Origin of the sequence: Acinetobacter tandoii DSM 14970 = CIP 107469, from assembly GCF_000400735.1 — a bacterium.
GTDB classification, from domain to species: domain Bacteria; phylum Pseudomonadota; class Gammaproteobacteria; order Pseudomonadales; family Moraxellaceae; genus Acinetobacter; species Acinetobacter tandoii.
In genome coordinates this window covers 13971-34861 of record NZ_KE007378.1, presented here as the reverse complement: position 1 = coordinate 34861, position 20891 = coordinate 13971, and the positions used below count along the sequence as shown (strand labels likewise).

Here is a 20891-nt window from a genome sequence, read left to right as displayed (position 1 = left end):
TACTATAGAGTCAAGATTTTTTGGAAATACCAACTCAATGCATTTAAAAATTGGTGAACTCTCTAAAAAAACCTCATGTTCAGTATTAACAATTAGGTTTTATGAAAAGGAAGGTTTAATTCCGGAACCCGAAAGAACGGAAGGAAATTACCGCCTTTACGATATAGGCTATGTTGAGCGAATTAAGTTTATTTTGAATTGCCGAACTTTAAATATGAGTTTGAATGAAATTCGTCAATTACTCACCTATAAAGATAATCCCAAGAAAAATTGTTCAGATGTGAATGAATTAATTGACTTACATGTCAGTGCTATCAGAGAAAATATAATCAAGCAACAAAAGCTTATTGAACAATTATCTGATTTAAGAGGTACTTGTGATGGTTTATGTACAATTGACCAATGTGGAGTTCTAAAAAATCTAGCTTGATTATCTAGACCTATGCTTTTTCAAAAACTCTGTATATCTTTACTTAAGGCTGCAAAAAGATTAAGGTGACTTAAATTTCGTGATCAGATCTTAGATAGCTTTGGTTAGCTTCCGATTGGTGTTTTAAATACAGATTTGTGTATGAAGAGAAAAACATTTCTAATCCAGATATTGGTACTCTTATTCACATTCCAGAATATTTGGAGTGTGGCAGAGGCTGCTTGTCTGCATGAAATGCCAAACATACCCAATTCAATACTCTCTAATCCAATCGATTTAGACGAAAAGAGTGATAGTCCTCGTCAAGCACTTTATTCCCTAGAAAACTATAAAGAAATCTATGACTATTGTCAGAAGGTTTGTTTTAACGAAAAGTGCAGTCATTTCTCAAATACAATCGTGATTCAGATTGACCCACCCGATGATCTGAAGCTTAAAGCTAATTTTGAGACCGGCATTACCCCAACTTATTTGGGAATAACTTTTTATAAACCCCCTTATCTGGATCAATTAACCCCGCCTCCCGATTTGCCCCTACTATTGGTGGGGTAGTCTTATAAAAGCCCACCACTCCTAATTTCATTATGCGTGGGGCATTTTCATGTCAAAAAACAAATTACATCAGGATACCTCCATCCTGAATTTATCCTGGTCAGCCTTAGGTAGCGGTATCTTGCTATCTGCAATGATCAGCTTCAGTACTTCCGTAGTCGCCAGTACTCAAGATTTAACGCTGCAGCAAGCTATTGAGCAGGTTAACCAATATCAAGCGTCCCAAAATTTCTGGGAAACGCAAAATAGTATTAATGCCACGAATCTTCAGCAAAGTAAGCTGTTTAAAAATCCTGAATTGTCAGTTGAACAAACGGGCTTTGGTTCAAATAATGAAAAAGAGCTTGCCATCGGTATATCACAACCTTTGGATATTTTTGGTGAGCGAAGAGCAAACCAAAAATTAGCCAGTCTCTCAATAGATAAAACAGCGCTGAAACAGAAGATTTATCAAGCACAAATTGAGCTTGCAGTGAAATATGTATGGTCGCAACTGGCCATTGCCGAACTTGAAAAAAACATTGTCAATGAACAACTTCGGGTGAGCGAAGAAAACCTTCAAGCAATCGAAAAGCGCTTTAATGCAGGCAGTATCGCGCAAGTAGATGTGAATCGCGCACGTTTAAGTCATGCTGAAAATATCCGTCTTTTTAGACAGGCCGACTTACAGGTACAAGTGGCAACCCAACAATTATCAAATTTATGGGGAACCTCTGATAAGTCATTGAAGGTAAACCTCTCTTCGCAAAAGCTTTGGCCAAAATCGACTCATGGGCAGGTTCAAGAATATTTAGCGGATAACTACATTGAGAAATATCGGATTTTACAGGTGTTAGAGTCTCAAGCAACGGTTGATCAGCTGAAAGCAAAGTCACGTCCTAATCCTACTTTAAACCTGGGCGTTAACCGCACCCAATCCTTGGATAACTCAACACAAAATCAACTGGTGGTTGGAGTCAGTGTACCGCTCAATATTTTCGATCGTCAGCAAAATGGCATAAAAATCGCGCAAGAAAAAATGAACTTATTAGAGCGTCAGAAAGACTTTTATCTAAAGCAAAATGCGCTGCAAATAGGCACGATCTTAACCGAGTTGCAGGGTTTAGAGCTTCAATTCAAAGTCGTTGACGAGACTCAAATTCCTTTGGCGACTCAAGTTCAAAGTAAAACTTTACAAGGTTTTCTGGCAGGAAAGTTTGCTTTAACCGATGTTCAGCAAGCCACGCTTCAATTACAAGACATCCGTCTACGTAAAGTCCAGTTGTTACGGGAGGGCTGGCAAAAGGCCATCGAAGCAGAAAGTTTAAGCTTAGGCATTAGCCCAAGTGAAGTCATGTCGAAAGATGCTATTGCACAAATCAATCAAAATTTATGGCAAGACATACAGGCCATGCCTGTCATTGGTGGGGGAAATTAACATGTTCGATCTTAAAAACAGCTTAAAAAAACAGAGCGGAAAAATCTCCCAACCCCTACTGATTAGTTTGGTCATCGGCGCTACCGTACTCCTCAGTATTTTCTTGATCTTAACGGGTAAGAATAAATCTGAAACATCAGATGAACATGCCGAGGAAGAAGGGGGAGAAGAACATGGTGGTGAAACCGAAGAGCATGCAGAAGGTGTGAGCCTGACTGCCAAGCAACTGGTGGAACAGGGCATACAATTATCAGCGGTCGATCAAGGCCCGGTGGTTAAATTAAGTTCTTATCCTGCCAAACTGAATGTGAATACTGACCAGCAAGCGCACGTCTCACCGAGTTTTAGTGGTCATGTAGAAAATGTCTATGTAGAACTCGGTCAAAAAGTTCAGAAAGGACAGCCTTTGGCTGCGTTGCTTGTTCCTGATCTAGTTGATCAGCAGGCCAATCTTAAAATTGAACAAACCAACCTTGAACTGGCGAAACAAGACTATGATCGTGAGCGTCAGCTTTGGTCACAGGGCATTTCAGCAAAACAGGACTATCAACGTGCTTATAACAGCTATAAACGGGCACAAATTCAGGTTCAAGCGGCCCAATCACGTTTAAGTGCATTTGGTGCAGTGAATGCCAGTAACGGACGCTATATTTTGAAAGCTCCCATTTCTGGCGTGATCAGTAAAAAGGATTTGGTTCTCGGGGAAAATGTTCAGTTAGCCGATCAACTCTTTACGATAGACCGGTTAGATCAACTCTGGCTTGAGTTTATTGTTCCAAATTCTGAAATTATGGGCTTAGCCCCGAATCAAAAGATCGAATTTAAATCCTTGCAAACGGAAAAGGTCTATCAGGCTGTTATTCAGACTTTAAATACTGAAGCGGATATTCAAACAGGCCGTCTTCAGGTGCGAGCAAAAGTTGAATCGAATGCAACCGAATTACGTCCAAACTTGATGGTAAACGTACAGTTGCAACAACGCAGTGAAAGTACCGCATTACGGGTACTTAAGTCCGCAGTTCAGAATGTCGATGGAAAAGATGTGGTTTTTGTCGCCACTCAGCATGGACAGAAAGTTGAATTCAGTCCGCAACCGGTGAAATTAGGGCAATCGTCTGGGGATAGCCAGTGGATTGAAGTGGTAAATGGGCTTAATCAGGGACAAAAATATGCAGCTCAAGGCAGTTTCTTACTGAAATCTGAGATGGAAAAAGGAGAGGCTTCACATGAGCACTAAAAGCCCTCACATTCCAGACCACGAATCGGTAAAACCTGAAGGGCTGTTTGATCGGCTGATCCAGTTTTCTATCCATAACGCCATTTGGATTATGCTGTTTATTGCAGCCTGGATTGCTATTGGTATTTATAGTTATCAAAAGTTACCGATTGATGCTGTACCGGATATTACCAATACTCAGGTGCAGATTAACACTTCAGCCAATGGCTTTACGGCTTTGGAAATGGAACAGCGGATTACCTATCCCATTGAGAATGCCATGTCAGGCATGCCGAAAATGGAACAAACCCGTTCGATTTCACGCTACGGCTTATCGCAAGTGACCATCATTTTTGAAGATGGCACGGATATTTACTGGGCCAGACAGCTTATCAACCAGCGCTTGCAAGAAGCAATGGGAGAAATGCCTGAAGATGTGCAACCTAACATGTCGCCTATTTCGACAGGTTTAGGTGAAATCTATCAATGGGTGATTAAAGCCGAACCAAATGCTAAAAAGCCGGATGGAACCCCTTATTCGGCGATGGATTTACGTGAAATTCAGGATTGGATTGTAAGACCGCAATTACAGCGCGTAAAAGGCGTTGCTGAGATCAACAGTATCGGTGGCTTTAATAAAACCTATGTGGTTGCCCCTGATCTGAACCGATTGCAACAATTGCAAATTCCTTTGTCTGATTTACAAACTGCCTTAACAGAGAATAATGAAAACCGTGGTGCTGGCTATATTGAGAAAAATGGACAACAGCTAACGGTTCGTGTTCCCGGCACTTTAAACACGATTGAAGATATCCAGAACATCAGTATTGCCAATAAAAACGGCTATCCGATTCGGGTGGCAGATGTCGCCAATGTCTCAATTGGTCATGACTTAAGAACAGGGGCTGCAACCTATAATGGTGAAGAAACTGTATTGGGTATTGCCATGATGATGATGGGAGAAAATAGCCGTACCGTTGCTCAAGCCATTGATGAAAAGGTGCAATCGATCCAGCAATCGCTACCTAAAGGTGTGGTGATTGAGACTGTGTATGACCGTACGCATTTGGTTGATCGGGCGATCAAAACCGTTCAGAAAAATTTGATTGAGGGTGCAATCCTCGTCATTGTTATTTTATTTCTCTTTCTAGGTAATTTCCGTGCTGCGCTGATCACGGCTTGCGTTATTCCACTGTCAATGCTGTTTACCTTGACGGGAATGGCAGAGCAAAAGATTAGTGCAAATCTGATGAGTTTAGGGGCACTGGACTTCGGTATTATTATTGATGGTGCAGTGGTTATTGTAGAAAACTGTATCCGTCGGCTAGCAGAAGCTCAGAAGCTGAAAGGTGGTTTACTTAGCCGTTCTGAAAGATTTAAAGAAGTCTTCTTGGCTGCAAAACAGGCGCGTCGTCCTCTCATCTTTGGACAGTTAATTATTTTGGTGGTTTATCTACCTATCTTTACCCTGACGGGTGTAGAAGCCAAACTTTTCCATCCTATGGCAATGACTGTTGTACTGGCTTTAATTGGGGCCATGATTTTATCTGTCACTTTTGTGCCAGCCGCAGTTGCCCTATTTGTCACTGGAGAAGTCAAGGAAACCGAAAGTCGCTGGATGCATTGGCTTAAAACCAAATATGAACTGCTTTTAGATAAAGCCTATGAGCTTCGTTTATTTGTGACTATTGTGGCTGCCTGTATTTTAGTGCTTACGGGCGTGCTAGCCACTCAAACAGGTAGCGAGTTTGCACCTCAACTGGGTGAAGGTGATTTTGCTGTTCAGCAAATGCGTTCCCCAAGTACAGGGTTAGAACAGTCACTGAGAATGCAGGAAAATACTGAAAAGTTACTGTTGAAAGAATTTCCTGAAATTAAAGCGATCTTTGCCCGTACCGGTACAGCAGAAGTGGCCACAGATGTTATGCCACCCAACATTTCAGATGGCGTGGTACTGTTAAAACCTCATGATGAATGGCCTGATCCAAAACAAACGATTGATGAGCTTCGCCAAAGAATGATTACTTTCTTAGCGACATTGCCGGGAAATAACAGTGAGTTCTCGCAACCCATTGAACTGCGCTTTAACGAGTTAATTTCAGGGGTGCGAAGTGATGTGGGTGTCAAATTATTTGGTGATGACATGGAGATTCTAAATCGCGAAGCGAATAAAATTTCTCAAAAAATTAACTCAATTTCAGGCGCGACAGCCGTTAATGTAGAACAGACCAGTGGCTTACCCTTGTTGAATGTAGAGGTGGATAAGTCCAGAGCTGCACAATATGGCTTGTCGGTAAGAGCAATTCAGGATCTGGTAGCTACAAGTGTCGGTGGCCAGAATGTTGGAACAATTTTACAGGGAGACAAGCGTTTTGATTTTGTCATCCGTCTAGATGAATCCCAGCGTAGTCCTGAACAGTTAGCGGTACTTCCTATTCAATTGCCGAATGGTGGTTTAGTCCAACTGCAAGATGTGGCACGCGTTGAAAATATCCTGGGTATTAATCAGGTCAGCCGTGAAAATGGTAAACGTCGAGTGGTTATTACTGCAAATGTAGAAGGACGTGATTTAGGCTCATTCGTAACAGAGCTTCAGAGCACGTTATCCAAACAGGAATTACCAAGCGGTTATTGGATAGATTATGGCGGTCAATTTCAAAATCTGATGTCTGCAAAAGCGCGTATGCAATTGGTGGTTCCGCTCGCATTGTTGACGATCTTTATTTTATTGATGGCTGTATTCCATAATATCAAAGAAAGCTTACTGGTCTTTAGTGGTGTACCGTTTGCCTTATGTGGAGGCTTAATCGCGTTGTGGTTGCGTGACATTCCATTATCCATGTCAGCAGGGGTTGGCTTCATTGCACTATCGGGGGTGGCTGTACTGAATGGCTTAGTCATGCTTACCTTTATCAAAGAGTTGCGACAACAATATGACCTTTATTATGCAACGTGGCAGGGTGCAATTTTGCGTCTTAGACCTGTGCTGATGACAGCTTGTGTGGCGTCCCTTGGGTTTGTCCCGATGGCTTTGGCAACCGGAACTGGGGCAGAAGTACAGAGACCTTTAGCAACAGTGGTTATTGGAGGAATTATCTCCTCTACCCTGCTTACATTGGTTTTATTGCCCGTACTGTACCGCTGGATGAATGAAAAGAAAGCTTCTTAATCCATTAGATTAAGCAATTTTTAGCAGAGATATTGAGCCTGTCTCAAGTATCTCTGCTAATCATGGATTGAATAAGGAAAATTTTATGTCAGAACATCATGATCATAGCCATGCGGTTGTTACTGAAGGAAATAGTAAGAAATTAATGTTTGCTTTGGGTTTAACGACTACTTTTTTAATAGTAGAAGTTGTCGCTGCTTTTATTACCCAAAGTTTAGCATTACTGTCTGATGCCGCTCACATGTTTACTGATGTAGCCGCATTAGCTATTGCTCTTGCTGCTATCAAAATTGGTAAAAAAGCCGCAGATGATAAAAGAACTTTTGGCTATCAGCGATTCGAAATTTTAGCGGCTCTGTTTAATGCAGTGATGCTTTTTGTAGTGGCGATATATATCGTCTATGAAGCTTACCAACGTTTTACGAATCCTGCTGAAATTCAAAGTATTGGAATGATGATTGTCGCAGTCATTGGTTTGGTCATAAATTTGATTTCAATGAAAATCCTTTCTGCGAGTGCTGAAGGAAGTCTAAATGTGAAAGGCGCATATTTAGAAGTTCTTAGTGATGCACTGGGATCGATAGGCGTGATTATCGGAGGAGTGGTCATTTATTTTACCCAGTGGATGTGGGTAGATACCTTAATCGCTGTGTTAATTGGCTTCTGGGTCTTACCTCGAACTTGGGTTTTATTAAAACAAAGTATCCATATTTTGCTTGAAGGGGTTCCTGATGAGATTGATATTGAGTCGTTAAGAAATGATTTATTGATGCTAGAGGGTGTTGAAGGGATTCATCAGTTGAAAGTCTGGGCTATATCTTCAAAAAACATTCATTTAACTGCTCATTTAGTTGCTCCTAATAGCGATCCAGATCAGCTCTATCAAAAGGCCTTAGACGTTCTAAAACATAATCATAGTATTACTGAAATTACGTTACAAATAGAAAGTACGGAATGTAATACATTGGAACAGCATAAACATTAAAGTGCTGCTCTTTCTACATGGCACTATTGCAAATAACCACGAATGGTAAGCTGAAGACTGTTTTAGCTAAAGGTGCAGCATATGAATCCTTTCCATGGTCGGCATTTTCAGGGCGAAATCATTCTTTGGGCTGTGCGCTGGTATTGTAAATATGGCATTAGCTATCGTGAACTGCAGGAAATGCTGGCCGAACGGGGTGTGAATGTTGATCACACGACTATTTACCGTTGGGTTCAACGTTATGCTCCTGAAATAGAAAAACGTTTACGCTGGTATTGGCGTAATCCTACAGATCTGAGCTCGTGGCATATTGATGAAACCTATGTAAAAGTGAATGGACGATGGTCTTATCTGTATCGTGCAGTCGATCAACGTGGCGATACCATTGATTTTTATCTTTCTTCTAGACGTAATACCAAATCAGCATATTGTTTTCTTGGAAAAATTTTAAATAATGTGAAGAAGTGGCAAATTCCACAAGTGATCAACACGGATAAAGCACCCACATATGGACGTGCTTTATCACGGTTAAAACGGGAAGGTAAATGTCCACCAGACCTTGAGCACAGGCAGATTAAGTATAAAAATAATGTCATTGAATGTGATCATGGTAAGTTAAAGCGGATCATCAGGGCCACATTAGGATTCAAATCTATGAAGACGGCTTATGCCACAATTAAAGGTATTGAAGTCATGCGTGCACTACGTAAAGGACAAGCATCGTCATTTTATTATGGTCAGCCTCAGGGTGAAGTGTGTCTAATCAACAGGGTTTTCGGTCTCTAAGTACTTTTTAAAGGGAACATCATCGACTCAAATCTCTATTTGCAACAGTGCCGGAAATAAAGGAAAAAGAACTGAATGAATTTTTAGCTTTAGTTAAACGCTACTTATAACTTTAAAGCACAGTCTTTTAAATAAAAAAACTGTGTGCGCACCTATTAATGACAGTGGTAATCACCAGTTTTACTGTTAGTATGACAACCCTGTGAGTTCGTTCCCCCAGAATGAGCATTCGCATAGGTAAATGACATGCCTATAAAGCATATTAATAAAATTCTTTTCATCTTAATCCCTCTCAAATAATTAGAATATCAACTGTATGATATTTAATAAAAGCCAACATGGCTTAGACTATTTCCAAATATATAAAGTAAAGCCAACAAAACTTTAAATGTATATAAAAAATGGTTAAATAATTGCAAGGGGGGCTTTAAAACGTTTTAATCGTAAAGCATTTCCTAGTACAAATATTGACGAGAGAGCCATTGCACCAGCAGCAAATACAGGAGAAAGTAGCAGTCCAAATTGCGGATAAAGTACACCTGCTGCAATAGGAATCAGAGCTGCATTGTAAACAAATGCCCAAAATAAATTTTCACGAATATTGGTTATAGTCGCTTTGCTTAAAGCGATAGCATTTGGCACTCCTTTCAGGTTGCCAGACATCAAAACCACATCAGCAGCTTCAATAGCTACGTCTGTACCTGTACCTATTGCTAAACCAATATCTGCTTCTGCAAGTGCAGGGGCATCATTAATGCCATCTCCAACATATGCGAGTTTACCATATTGATTTTTTAATTTTTTAACGGCCTCTATTTTACCTTCAGGTAAGACTTCTGCAATAACCTCATCAATACCTAGTTTTTTTGCAATCGCTTGAGCTGTATGACGGTTATCACCTGTAATCATGGCAACCTTTAAACCTAACTGATGTAACGCTTCAATTGCAGCAAATGTTGATTCTTTAATTGGATCTGCTACAGCAATAATGGCAGCAAGTTTCTGGTCAATCGCAACATAGAGAGGGGTTTTTCCTTCTTCTCCCAAACGATCCGAAAATTGAGAAAAAACATTAGGATTCAAACCTAGTTTTTCCATATATCGATCTGCACCAATATGAACCAAATGTTCAGACACCGTTGCTTCTATTCCATAGCCCGTGACTGACTTGAAATCAGCAACAGGAGACAGGATTAATTCCGGCACTGTTGCAAATAGAGATTTGAGTCGATGAAGTTCCTTTTTAAAAGTGCTTAGAGACCGAAAACCCTGTTGATTAGACACACTTCACCTTGAGGCTGACCATAATAAAATGACGATGCTTGTCCTTTACGTAGTGCACGCATGACTTCAATACCTTTAATTGTGGCATAAGCCGTCTTCATAGATTTGAATCCTAATGTGGCCCTGATGATCCGCTTTAACTTACCATGATCACATTCAATGACATTATTTTTATACTTAATCTGCCTGTGCTCAATATCTACTGGACATTTTCCTTCTCGCTTTAATCGTGATAAAGCATGGCCATAGGTCGCTGCTTTATCTGTATTGATGACCCGTGGAATTTGCCATTTTTTCACCGTATTGAAGATCTTTCCTAGAAAACTATAGGCTGATTTACTGTTCCGTCTAGCGGAAAGGTAAAAGTCAATCGTATGACCCCGTTGATCAACTGCACGATACAGGTAAGTCCATCGCCCCTTCACTTTGATATAAGTCTCATCCATATGCCATGAATGTAAATCTGTAGGATTACGCCAATACCAGCGTAACCGTTTTTCCATTTCTGGAGCATAACGCTGAACCCAACGATAAATTGTACTGTGATCCACATTTATGCCTCGTTCAGCGAGCATTTCTTGAAGTTCACGATAGCTGATGCCATATTTACAATACCAACGAACAGCCCAAAGAATGATTTCACCTTGAAAGTGCCGACCGTGGAAGGGATTCATCTGCTGTATCTCGAAATAAATAAGATATTTAGCTTATCATGTCAGCCTATTTGCAACAGTGCCGGAAGGGGACAGGGTGATTGTACATTCCATGGATCGTTTTGCGCGAAGCCTGAAAGATTTGGTCACTGAAGTAGATAAACTGGTCAAACGAGGGATTGCCATCCAGTTTGTAAAAGAAAATATTACTTTTACGGCCGAATCCACCCCGATGGATAATTTGATGCTGCAATTGATGGGTGCTTTTGCACAGTTCGAACGTGAGATCATTTTAGAGCGGCAAAAGGAAGGAATAAAACTCGCCTCTGCTCAGGGGAAGTACAAAGGTCGGGTGCATAAACTAAAGCCTGACCAAGCTGAAGCTTTACGACAAGCATGGAGGGAAGGGAAGTATCCATCAAAAATGGCATTAGGAAAAGCTTTTGGGATTAGTCGTCAGGCGGTATACCGATATTTACAAGTTAGTGAATAGCTTATTGGGATTGGCAACTAAATTTAGTTTAACTTATAAAAATCATGAAACATTGTTCGAATTTTAAGCGTGGAACATAAATAATCAATAAAAAGCCGCTCTGGTACCCTATGCCCCACAACGGCTTGATCTAATATACTGAAATTTAATGATAAATATCAAGTTGTTTGTTATTCACCAATTAAAATGTCTATGCGATAAACCATTTAAAATGTCCTGTTTTTAATTACAACAGTCAAGCACAGGATTTAAATTTCTTTGTTCAATCACAGCTTTCTGAGCTTTACGGCTCGGCATACTTTTCTTGAGACGGGAACGTTTATTCTGTTTTTCCAACTCTTCATGTTGTTGCTGAATATGGGCCAGAACTGAGCCTAATCTTTTATTCTCAACCACTTCATTCTGCTGTAATCCAGACAACTTGTTAAAAATACTGTAGTTGATCTTCTGTCCTTCATGCGTTATCGCCACAGTACCATCTGGATATTCCATGAAAGTAATGTATTGCCCAACGAGCTTATGATTCAGCGCTGTTGGCTCAAGCAGATAAATACATTTGTCATAAGTAATGGTCAGGCTCCTCGTGACCTTACGCGGCTCCTGCCAGGTAAACACATCATCCAGCTCAGCATCAGACTCTATTAAGGGACGATGCAAATTCTTTGAGTTTCTCGCACACTTGGCGAACTTCTGGTTAAACTGCTCAATAAAGCTGGGTAACCATGCGTTTGCTTCCGCAATCGAACTGATGCCTTCCAGGCGCATTTCCTTAATCAAACGGTCTTGTAGTGTTCTATTCGCTCGTTCCACACGCCCTTTGGCCTGTGGTGAGTTGGCAAAGATAATATCAATGTTTAACTCATTCAGAATCCTGCCAAATTGTGTGATCTGACTGTCCTGACTGGATTTCTGGTTCACTCTGAATACCGAATGTTTGTCACTATAAAAGGCCAGCGGCTTGCCGTATTGTTCAATGTAGGCTCGGGTGGAAAGCATATAGTCAAAGGTGGTTTCAGCCTCACAAAAGCGCAGATGCAGCAGCTTTCCAGTGGCATCATCAATATAGACCAGCAAGCAGCATCTGGCAGCTCGACCTTCAAACCAGTCATGATATGAACCATCAATCTGGATCAGCTCACCGAAGCAATCCCGCTTATATCGAGGCTGATATGGCCGTTTCAGACGCTTGGATCGCGGAATCCAGAGTTCATTGGCTGTCATCCAGCGTCGAACCGTTTCTACAGGAATATTCAGACCGAATATGCTGCTGAGCTTCTCATGAGCCAAGGTTGGACCAAAGCCCAGCAGATGTTCAGAAATAATGGAAAGGCATTCAGACTTTACGGCTTCATCATGGCGACGATGGCCAGGTTGACCACGACTGGCATGTGTCAGGCCTGAAACACCGTCTTTCTTTAGCTTCTGCAATAACCGGGTAATTTGACGGGTTGAAAGATTCAGAATTTCAGCAGCACGGACTTGTGTAATACGTTGATCTCGAACATCTTGCAGGACTGCAAGACGTTGTATTTCCTTGTCAGACATAGTGATCAGCATCTCAAGTTTTATCCAGTCCATGATGTTGATGTGCATCATAGACCAGACATTTTTATTGGTGAGAATATAGACACTTTAAATGGGTTCTAACATTGTTTGTTATTCCCAAGTAGAAATGTCCTACCTAATAACTAAATAGAAATGTCCTATACAGACATTTCCAAGTCAAGCACAGGATTCAGATTTCTCTGTTGAATTGCAGCTTTCTGTGCTCGTCTGCTTGGCATCTTTTGAGAACGATTTCGTTGGTTATGCTGTTCTAATTCTTCATGTTGTTGCTGGATATGGGCTAGCACAGAACCCAAACGTTTATTCTCAACAATCTCTCGTTGGTTCAGCTGACTTAATTTATCAAAGATGCTGTAAGTGACTTTTCTCCCTTGATATTCAATCGCTACAGTTCCGTCTGGATATTCTAGAAACTCAACATATTTGCCAACCAACCTTTGATTTTCTTCAGTGGTTTCCAGAATATATACGCATTTATCATACGTAATGGTCAGGCTGTTGGTGACTCTACGTGGCTCACGCCAAGTAAAAATATCATCTAATTTCTCAGGGGTTTCAGTGACACTTCGGTGTAGATCCTTGGGATTAAAGGCTGTCTTCGCAAATTTTAGATTGAACTGCTCAATAAAGCGGGGTAGCCATGCATTGGCTTGCTCAATTGAACAGATCCCTTCCAGTCGCATCTCTTTGATCAAACGATCCTGTAGTGTTCTATTGGCGCGTTCTACACGGCCTTTGGCCTGTGGTGAGTTGGCGAAGATGATGTCGATATTGAGCGTGTTGAGTACGCGCCCAAATTGCGTAATCTTGGTGTCTTTCTTACTGCTTTGATTCACTCTAAAGACTGAATGTTTGTCACTGTAAAATGCCAATGGTTTACCGTGTTGTTCAATATAGGCTCTAGTTGAAAGCATATAGTCAAAGGTTGATTCTGATTCACAGAAACGTAGGTGCTGTAAGCTTCCTGTGGCATCATCGATAAACACCAGTAGACAGCATTTAGGAGCACGTCCTTCGAACCAGTCATGGTGTGAGCCATCAATTTGGATCAGTTCACCATAACAATCTCGGTTATATCGAGGCCGATAGGGTCGTTTCAGGCGTTTAGAGCGAGGAATCCACAAATTGGCTGCAATCATCCAGGAACGCAATGTTTCCACGGAAATATCAAAGCCATGAATGCTGGTCAGCTTTTCATGGGCTAAGGTGGGTCCGAAACCATGAAATTGATCAGAGACAATATTGAGGCACTTCAGTCTGAGTTCTTCAGGAATCTTAGAGTTGCTGGTTTGGCCACGTGCCGCATGGGCTAACGCAGCTGGACCTTGAGCTTTGTATTTTTGCAATAAGCGTCTGATTTGACGCTCTGAAATATGAAGTAGCTGAGCAGCCTGAGACTGGCTAATGCGTTGATCACAAATTTCTTGCAAGACCGACAATCGTTTAAGTTCTTTATCCGACATAGACACCAACATATCAAACAGTCCGCTAAGAAAATTGCAAATACACATATTCTAAAAGCGGACATTTTTACTTTGGAGAAACCGGACATTTCTATTTTGGGCTTACAATTGTTACTTCGCATAACGTGCATTATGTTAATTTTAGGAAAACTAAAACTATAAAAAAGTTCTTATCACATAGTAACTATTTAGCTATTTATCGTGATTTGCATATCATTTGGCACGATCCGATTTACTGTTGAAAGCGTATAATTTCTAAAATGCCTTTAATGAATGTTGAGCATAGTCAATAAAGGTAATCAAAATGAAGAAAGTTCAAGATCAAGTTGTACTCGTTACAGGCGCTTCCTCTGGTATGGGGAAAGCTTTTACAAAAGCGCTTCTGAAGCAAGGTTTGACTGTTTATTCCGTAGCGCGTCGTATTGATGCAATGGAGGATTTAAAAGCACTTGGTGCACGTACTTTAAAGATGGATATTACTCAGCAACACGAAGTAGATGAAGTCATTCAGCACATTGAAAAACACAGTAAAGGCGTGGATATTCTGATTAACTGTGCTGGTTTTGGTCTATATGGTGCAATGGAAGATACTTCGATTGAAGATGCTCGTTATCAATTTGAAGTGAACTTATTCGGCATGGCATATTTGACTCAAAAAGTGCTGCCTTCGATGCGCCAAAAAAATAAAGGTCGCATTATTAATATTTTCTCAATGGGCGGGAAAATTTATACCCCAATGGGCAGTTGGTACCATGCCAGTAAACATGCGGTAGAAGGTTGGTCAGATTGCCTTCGTTTAGAACTTAAACCTTTTAACATTGATGTCGTGGTGATTGAACCAGGTGCGATTGCAACCGAATTTGCCGATGTCATGGTCAAGCCATTAGTACAACGATCAGGGACAGGACCTTACAGTAACATGGCAAATGCTGTCGCTAATGCTACACAGGAATCCGTCCAGAAAGGCGATTTATCCAATGTGCAAGTGGTGGTAGATATGCTAATGCAAGCGGTACATGCCAACACTCCCAAAACACGTTATGTTGGTGGAAAATACGCTAAACTCATGATTTTTGTTAGAAAGTGGTTTGGTGATCGCATCTTCGACAAAATGGTCATGTCTGTCGTTAAGTAATTTCCTAAAAATCAAAATAAAGTCATGCGAGGAAAGGAGGATTACCATGAAATATGCTTCAAAGTTTATGCTACAACCGAGTTGGAAACTCTTTCTAATCGACTTAGGTGTACAACCAGAAGATGTTTTGCGCTTAGCCTCTTTACCTCTCGATGCCTTTAATCGTAAAGAGTTTTATGTGACAGCCACGCAATATTTTGACTTCTGGAACGCGATAGAGACTGTATCTGGCGTCGAAAATCTTCCCTTAAAGATAGGACAAATGATTACAGTAGAATTATTTGATCCTGCAATATTTGCTTGCATCTGTAGTCCTAATCTCACGATTGCACTGCAACGCTTATCACACTTTAAACGCTTAATTGGTCCAATCGCATTGCACCCCAAAGTCGATGAAAATGTGCTGAGTTTAGATATTGAGTTTTATGAAGTAGATACAGAAATTCCAAAGAGTTTAATACTGACGGAACTGATATTTTTTACACAACTTGCACGGATTTGTACTCGTGCTCAAATCATTCCTAAAGCCATTTATTTGCCAGAATTACCAAATGAGATTGAAAAATATCAGGAATTTTTTGGAGTAGCTCCGCAAGAAAGTCACGGTATATCCATTCAGTTTTCAAAAACAGACAGTGAGCGCGCTTTTTTAACATCCAACTCAACAATGTGGTCTTTTTTTGAACCCAACTTAAAACAAAGCCTAGCAGAACTTGATCACAGTGTTGCAACCAAAGAAAAGGTCAAAGCGATCCTCTTGGAAAGTTTACCTGCTGGATTGGGCAATATTGATGAAGTAGCAAAAAGACTGGCTCTAAGTAAACGCACATTACAAAGGTTACTTGAAGACGAAAATACCAATTTCAAAACCATACTGGATGATACCCGTAAGGCATTGGCTGAATATTATTTAAAACAATCCTCGATTAGTACGAGTGAGATCTCATTCTTACTAGGTTTTCAGGAAGTGAACTCTTTTTCTAGAGCTTTTAAGCACTGGACTGGAGCAACACCAAATACCTATAGACACCAGTATTCTTGATATTGGAGTGAATTTAATGAGCTTTATAGAACATACAATTGCTTGGTGTCAGGGCGAAATTCTCGAAGGCAAAATCATCGTGATCTACGCACTAACATTAATGATTTTGAGTATTTTTATCCTCCCTATGACACATCTATCCAACTCTAAGTTTTTGATCATTCCTTTGTTACTGAGTGCTTTGATTTTTCTTATGGTTGGAGGTTCACTCATTTTTAGAAAATCCTATCGAGTTTATAAAAAGTGAAAAGAAACGTACCGATGAATTTATGCGTTGGTATCCGAAAACAGCATGGGCATTAATCATCATTTCTGCTCTTGCACTGTTCACATGGATATTTGTTGAGAGCGTATCGATTCACTATCTTTGCTTTGTCATTCTATTGTTTTGCTTTTCTGGATTGGTCATAGATTATTTTTCAAAAGCACGCGCTCAGGTTTATTTGGACCATATACACAAAGAAATTGAGAGTTGGGTCAAGAACCGATATTAGGTACTGGAGAGATAAAAGGTTTTAAATTGATCCATTTAGCATAATGGTGATTATACACAATACACTTGTATATTAATTTAAAAATAAATGACTTAAAAATTTATCTCTAGCCAAAAAATGCAAAAAAAGCCGACTTTGAAACAAGTCGGCTTTTTATTGAACAGATTTGTCACTTTCAGCCAATAAAATTGACCAAAAAAACTCTATTTAGCTTGAGTAATACAAATTTATGATACACTATTGTATATACAAATTTGAATGTTTTTTATAAAACAGTATTTTGAATGGGATGAGGCTAAGAATCGAAAGAGGCTTTGTTGCACAAAGATTTAAAAGTTAGGATTTCTCATATCTACTCTAATTTAAGTGACAACTCGGGTATGTGGTCTGCCTAAGTCTGTAAATTTATTTAATACTGCCACACGTGCATGAATCTCATTGACTTGGCTTTGAAAATTTCTCGCACTGAGTTTATCCCCTAATAATTTGATGCAATGCATCTTAGTTTCAACCAAACTTCGCTGATGATAGCCTGACCATTTCTTCCAAATAGTTCTTCCTAAACGCTTAACTGTTCGAAGCAACTCATTGCGTTCTAGTGAGCCCATCTTTTTATCTTTCCATGGCTTCGCATTTTTTCTTGGTGGAATCACTGCTTGTGCTTGCCGATCCACAATGACCTTTCGGCACTGTTTGGTATCATAAGCTCCATCGGTATAGACGGAGTCAACTCTCTCATCTTCTGGAATCTGAGCAAGTAAATGACCAAGCACCTGTGAATCACTCACATTGTTGGTTGTGAGCTGAACTGCCCGTATTTGAAGTGTTTCAGCATCTATACCAATATGAAGTTTGCGCCATTGTCGACGATATTCAGGCTGATGTTTTTTACGCTTCCATTCGCCTTCACCTATAAACTTTAAACCAGTAGAGTCAACGAGTAGATGCAGTCCATCACAACTTCTTTGATAGCTAATCGCAATATCAATATGCTGTTGTCGTCTACAAATTGTAGTGTAGTCTGGCGCTATCCAATTTAACCCACAAAGATGGATGAGACTTTGAACAAAGCCAGTGACCATACGTAAAGACAATCGAAAAAGAGATTTAATCATTAGGCAGCATTGGATAGCTGCATCGGAGTAAGTTTGATTTCGTCCTTGTTTGCCTTTTGATGGGGCATACCATTGCGTAGTAGGATCAAACCAAATGGCAATATTTCCACGATTAATGAGTGCTCGGTTATATGAAGACCAATTGATTGTACGATAAATTTTGGGTGTAGGCTTATTCATTTGAAAATTATATTGTGGAATAAGCCTTTAGAGATAGGTTTGTGCAACAAAGCCAAGCTGAGCTAAAATTATCAAACGAAGAAAATCCTAAAAGTTTATACGTTTCCAATCTATTTTTAGGATGTAGAGTATCTAGATACATAGGGAAAGATATATTCTCATTAATAGAATATTCTACACGCTCAAGATATCTATCATGGTTTTCTACCATGTACAGCAATAACTCTAAAATACTAAGTGCTGATTCTTTAGATTTTTTAAATTTTGGGTATTCTTCTGATTGCTCATAGGGTGTTATCTCAAATCTTTGGAGGTATCCATCATCCGTTGATGTATACAGCTTAAAAAATGTAAGCGTCCGCTGAACACACCTTATGAATTCATCCTATAAGCCCTAATTTAGTCCCCACTTAGAAACAAGTGGGGACTTAAATTTATGACTACAAATAATCAGACATCCATCGCATCTCTTGCGAAAAAACGAAGAACATACAGTGCTGAATTTAAACAGCAGATCGTTCAGGCTTGTAAAGCACCGGACGTTTCAATTGCTTCAGTCGCTTTGCAACATGGATTGAATACAAATCTTGTATCCAAATGGATTCGCTTAATTGATGCTAAGCCAGGGAATGATCGCTCACCACTACCGAATAAACCTACATTTATTGCCTTATCTTGCTCTGCACCATTAGATCCTACTCCTACTGACATGTTAACGGTTCAAATTACTTTACCCCACTCAAAAGCAGAAATTGGCTTGAAATGGCAAGTATCAGAAATATCTGCTTTAGCAGAATTACTCAAGGTACTTGCAACATGATCTGCATTGATGAAATCTGGCTCTCCACCCAACCTCTGGATATGCGAGCAGGGATGGATACGGTCATGGCGCAGATTATGAAAGCCTTTGGCTCAATCAAACCGCATTGCGCCTACCTGTTCTGTAATAAACGTGGCCATCGTATGAAAGTGCTGGTACATGATGGACTGGGCATCTGGCTGTGTGCCAGGCGGCTGGAACAGGGAAAATTCCACTGGGCTCAAGTTCACCAAGGTGAAACCGTGGCCCTCAGCCCGGAACAGTTACAGGCATTAATCCAGGGTTTGCCCTGGCAGCGCATTGGACGACAGCAAGTGGTAACAATGCTCTAAACCAAGCTCGGCTATTCTGCTATTCTCCAAACGTTCTATTTCCTCTGCGTCATGACCTCAGGCATACTGCGGTCATGAATACGCTGCCTGACTTAAGCCAACTGACCCATGAACAACTGCTGGAATTTACCCGGCAGTTGGCGATGCAGCATCAGTCTCTGGCACAATCAAATCAAGAATTAGAAAAATCAAACCAGCAATTGGATGCCAAAGTTCAGCATCTTTCTATTCTCAATCAAAAATACGAGCATGAACTGGCGCTGTTTAAAAAGCATAAATTCGGCAGTAAAAACGAACATCTCACCGCAAAACAAATCCATCTATGGGACGAAGCGGTCGAAGAAGATATCGCAGCCGTTGATCTGGAATTAGAACGATTAAATGCAGATAAAACCGATGCAGGGACACAGAAAGCCACAGTCAACAAACCTAAACGTCGACTGCTGCCAGATCATCTACACACCATCCGTATTGAGCATGAACCTGCATCAACCCAATGCAGTTGTGGCTGCCAGTTACGTCGTATCGGCGAAGATATCAGTGAAAAACTGCATTTCAGACCGGCACAGTTCTACAAGGAACAGCATGTCCGTGGCAAATGGGTCTGTGATCAGTGTGACACCCTGACTCAGCAAGCGATGCCTGCCTATGTGATTGATAAAGGCATTGCTTCACCTGAACTGCTCAGCCATGTGCTGGTATCGAAATATGCCGATCATTTGCCGCTGTACCGTCAACGTCTGATCTATCAGCGGGCGGGAATCGAACTTTCTAGATCAACTTTATCTGACTGGATAGGTCGCTGCGGTGTAGAACTGGAACCTCTGGCCAATGCCTTAAAAGAGGTGGTGCTGCATGCAGATGAAACACCGGTCACCATCATGCGGATGGGTGAGAATGATAAAAAACCGAAGAAAGGTTATGTCTGGGCCTATGCCACTACACAGTACAATCCAGTTCAGGCGGTGATCTATGACTTTCAGGATAGTCGTTCAGGCCAGCATGCTGCAGAGTTCCTGAATGGCTGGCAGGGCAATCTAGTCTGTGATGATTACAGTGGTTATAAAGCACGCTTTAAATCAGGTCAGGTCATTGAGGTGGGCTGCATGGCCCATGCACGTCGTAAATTCCATGAACTGCATGTGACCGGGAAAAGTCAGGTCGCTGAACAGGCATTGGTGCTGATTCAGAAACTGTATGCGATAGAAGCAGAACTCAGGAAAAAGACCGATGGTACGGCAGAACAGCGCCGCGAATACCGACAACAGCATAGTCAACCGGTGATGCAACAACTGTATGAATGGCTTAACCAACATCAACTGACTGTGCCATCGAGTTCTCCAACCGCCAAGGCCATCAATTACACTCTGAAGCGTTGGCCAGCTTTAAGCCGCTATCTGGATGATGGCAATCTACCTATAGATAATAATTGGGTGGAAAACCAGATGCGACCTTGGGCGTTGGGACGTAAGAATTGGCTATTTGCAGGTTCGCTGCGCAGCGGTCAGCGAGCAGCCAATATCATGACATTAATCCAGTCAGCAAAGCTGAATGGCTTGGATCCGTATGCCTATTTAAGTGATGTGCTGAAAAGGCTGCCGACGCATAAAGCGACCCAAATAGAAGAATTACTGACACATCGCTGGAAATCCAACTCAAATTAAAAAATAGGCATGGGGTTCAGCGGACGCTTACACTCAAACTTATCTGGTTTTAACTAAACTCATATTTTTGAGCTGTGCGACAGGTATTTTTTTAT

The 20891-nt window shown here is 40.8% G+C and carries 17 protein-coding genes and 2 pseudogenes; 13 read left to right on the top strand and 6 right to left on the bottom strand.

Features of this window, described 5'->3' with window-relative positions:
- Positions 1-37: 37 nt before the first annotated feature.
- From cadR to I593_RS19530, 7 genes are all read left to right on the top strand, one after another.
- Positions 38-430, top strand: coding sequence for a Cd(II)/Pb(II)-responsive transcriptional regulator (cadR, locus tag I593_RS19560; protein ID WP_004281856.1), 393 nt, complete (start codon positions 38-40; stop codon positions 428-430).
- 141 nt (positions 431-571) lie between these two features.
- Entirely contained in the window at positions 572-982 is a 411-nt protein-coding gene (locus I593_RS19555) for a hypothetical protein (RefSeq protein ID WP_004733191.1), read from the top strand.
- Positions 983-1031: 49 nt separating this feature from the next.
- Positions 1032-2399, top strand: coding sequence for a TolC family protein (locus I593_RS19550; protein ID WP_004781067.1), 1368 nt, complete (start codon positions 1032-1034; stop codon positions 2397-2399).
- Position 2400: 1 nt separating this feature from the next.
- Positions 2401-3636 (top strand): efflux RND transporter periplasmic adaptor subunit, encoded by a 1236-nt coding sequence (locus I593_RS19545; RefSeq protein WP_016165561.1) that lies wholly within the window; start codon positions 2401-2403, stop codon positions 3634-3636.
- A complete protein-coding gene (locus tag I593_RS19540) occupies positions 3626-6784 on the top strand; it encodes an efflux RND transporter permease subunit (protein ID WP_016165560.1) in 3159 nt (1052 codons plus the stop codon). Before I593_RS19545 ends, I593_RS19540 begins: the two co-directional genes overlap by 11 nt.
- Positions 6785-6869: 85 nt before the next feature.
- On the top strand, positions 6870-7769 hold the full coding sequence (locus I593_RS19535) for a cation diffusion facilitator family transporter (protein ID WP_016165559.1): 900 nt from the start codon (positions 6870-6872) through the stop codon (positions 7767-7769).
- An 81-nt stretch (positions 7770-7850) separates the two neighbouring features.
- Positions 7851-8555 carry an IS6-like element IS1006 family transposase gene (locus tag I593_RS19530; protein ID WP_001067784.1) on the top strand — a complete coding sequence of 235 codons (705 nt, stop codon included), beginning with the start codon at positions 7851-7853 and terminating at the stop codon, positions 8553-8555.
- A gap of 155 nt (positions 8556-8710) precedes the next feature.
- Here I593_RS19530 and I593_RS20550 read toward each other — a convergent pair whose 3' ends face one another.
- From I593_RS20550 to I593_RS19520, 3 genes and pseudogenes are all read right to left on the bottom strand, one after another.
- Positions 8711-8803 (bottom strand): YHYH domain-containing protein, encoded by a 93-nt coding sequence (locus tag I593_RS20550; RefSeq protein ID WP_151809984.1) that lies wholly within the window; start codon positions 8801-8803, stop codon positions 8711-8713.
- A gap of 157 nt (positions 8804-8960) precedes the next feature.
- Positions 8961-9752: pseudogene (locus I593_RS19525) on the bottom strand (HAD-IC family P-type ATPase); the annotation flags it as partial.
- A 56-nt stretch (positions 9753-9808) separates the two neighbouring features.
- Complete coding sequence (locus I593_RS19520) at positions 9809-10513, bottom strand: IS6-like element IS1008 family transposase (protein WP_001067783.1); 705 nt, start codon at positions 10511-10513, stop codon at positions 9809-9811.
- A 58-nt stretch (positions 10514-10571) separates the two neighbouring features.
- Here I593_RS19520 and I593_RS19515 point away from each other — a divergent pair.
- Positions 10572-10985 (top strand): annotated as a pseudogene (locus tag I593_RS19515) (recombinase family protein); the annotation flags it as partial.
- Between the two features lie 222 nt (positions 10986-11207).
- Here the strand turns inward: I593_RS19515 and I593_RS19510 are convergent.
- The gene (locus tag I593_RS19510) at positions 11208-12542 is read right to left on the bottom strand and encodes an ISNCY family transposase (protein WP_035310121.1); all 1335 of its coding nucleotides are present in this window, start codon (positions 12540-12542) and stop codon (positions 11208-11210) included.
- A 146-nt stretch (positions 12543-12688) separates the two neighbouring features.
- Entirely contained in the window at positions 12689-14014 is a 1326-nt protein-coding gene (locus tag I593_RS19505) for an ISNCY family transposase (protein WP_081401269.1), read from the bottom strand.
- A 304-nt stretch (positions 14015-14318) separates the two neighbouring features.
- Here I593_RS19505 and I593_RS19500 point away from each other — a divergent pair, with 304 nt between their 5' ends.
- On the top strand, positions 14319-15149 hold the full coding sequence (locus tag I593_RS19500; protein ID WP_016165554.1) for an oxidoreductase: 831 nt from the start codon (positions 14319-14321) through the stop codon (positions 15147-15149).
- 46 nt (positions 15150-15195) lie between these two features.
- Positions 15196-16191, top strand: a complete 996-nt coding sequence (locus I593_RS19495; RefSeq protein WP_016165553.1) for an AraC family transcriptional regulator — start codon at positions 15196-15198, stop codon at positions 16189-16191.
- Positions 16192-17047: 856 nt separating this feature from the next.
- Here I593_RS19495 and I593_RS19485 read toward each other — a convergent pair.
- Positions 17048-17980: an IS5 family transposase gene (locus tag I593_RS19485; protein ID WP_016165551.1), complete on the bottom strand. Its 933-nt coding sequence runs from the start codon at positions 17978-17980 to the stop codon at positions 17048-17050.
- 436 nt (positions 17981-18416) lie between these two features.
- Here I593_RS19485 and tnpA point away from each other — a divergent pair, with 436 nt between their 5' ends.
- From tnpA to tnpC, 3 genes are all read left to right on the top strand, one after another.
- The gene (tnpA, locus tag I593_RS19480; protein ID WP_016165550.1) at positions 18417-18800 is read left to right on the top strand and encodes an IS66-like element accessory protein TnpA; all 384 of its coding nucleotides are present in this window, start codon (positions 18417-18419) and stop codon (positions 18798-18800) included.
- Entirely contained in the window at positions 18797-19132 is a 336-nt protein-coding gene (tnpB, locus tag I593_RS19475) for an IS66 family insertion sequence element accessory protein TnpB (protein ID WP_016165549.1), read from the top strand. Before tnpA ends, tnpB begins: the two co-directional genes overlap by 4 nt.
- 74 nt (positions 19133-19206) lie before the next feature.
- Entirely contained in the window at positions 19207-20796 is a 1590-nt protein-coding gene (gene tnpC / locus I593_RS19470) for an IS66 family transposase (RefSeq protein WP_016165548.1), read from the top strand.
- Positions 20797-20891 lie beyond the last annotated feature (95 nt).

Bases quoted from the DNA above. Each gene is read 5' to 3' on its own strand.
- cadR (WP_004281856.1), top strand. From the start codon at position 38: ATGCATTTAAAAATTGGTGAACTCTCTAAAAAAACCTCATGTTCAGTA.
- I593_RS19555 (WP_004733191.1), top strand. From the start codon at position 572: ATGAAGAGAAAAACATTTCTAATCCAGATATTGGTACTCTTATTCACA.
- I593_RS19550 (WP_004781067.1), top strand. From the start codon at position 1,032: ATGTCAAAAAACAAATTACATCAGGATACCTCCATCCTGAATTTATCC.
- I593_RS19545 (WP_016165561.1), top strand. From the start codon at position 2,401: ATGTTCGATCTTAAAAACAGCTTAAAAAAACAGAGCGGAAAAATCTCC.
- I593_RS19540 (WP_016165560.1), top strand. From the start codon at position 3,626: ATGAGCACTAAAAGCCCTCACATTCCAGACCACGAATCGGTAAAACCT.
- I593_RS19535 (WP_016165559.1), top strand. From the start codon at position 6,870: ATGTCAGAACATCATGATCATAGCCATGCGGTTGTTACTGAAGGAAAT.
- I593_RS19530 (WP_001067784.1), top strand. From the start codon at position 7,851: ATGAATCCTTTCCATGGTCGGCATTTTCAGGGCGAAATCATTCTTTGG.
- I593_RS20550 (WP_151809984.1), bottom strand. From the start codon at position 8,803: ATGTCATTTACCTATGCGAATGCTCATTCTGGGGGAACGAACTCACAG.
- I593_RS19520 (WP_001067783.1), bottom strand. From the start codon at position 10,513: ATGAATCCCTTCCACGGTCGGCACTTTCAAGGTGAAATCATTCTTTGG.
- I593_RS19510 (WP_035310121.1), bottom strand. From the start codon at position 12,542: ATGCTGATCACTATGTCTGACAAGGAAATACAACGTCTTGCAGTCCTG.
- I593_RS19505 (WP_081401269.1), bottom strand. From the start codon at position 14,014: ATGTCGGATAAAGAACTTAAACGATTGTCGGTCTTGCAAGAAATTTGT.
- I593_RS19500 (WP_016165554.1), top strand. From the start codon at position 14,319: ATGAAGAAAGTTCAAGATCAAGTTGTACTCGTTACAGGCGCTTCCTCT.
- I593_RS19495 (WP_016165553.1), top strand. From the start codon at position 15,196: ATGAAATATGCTTCAAAGTTTATGCTACAACCGAGTTGGAAACTCTTT.
- I593_RS19485 (WP_016165551.1), bottom strand. From the start codon at position 17,980: ATGAATAAGCCTACACCCAAAATTTATCGTACAATCAATTGGTCTTCA.
- tnpA (WP_016165550.1), top strand. From the start codon at position 18,417: ATGACTACAAATAATCAGACATCCATCGCATCTCTTGCGAAAAAACGA.
- tnpB (WP_016165549.1), top strand. From the start codon at position 18,797: ATGATCTGCATTGATGAAATCTGGCTCTCCACCCAACCTCTGGATATG.
- tnpC (WP_016165548.1), top strand. From the start codon at position 19,207: ATGAATACGCTGCCTGACTTAAGCCAACTGACCCATGAACAACTGCTG.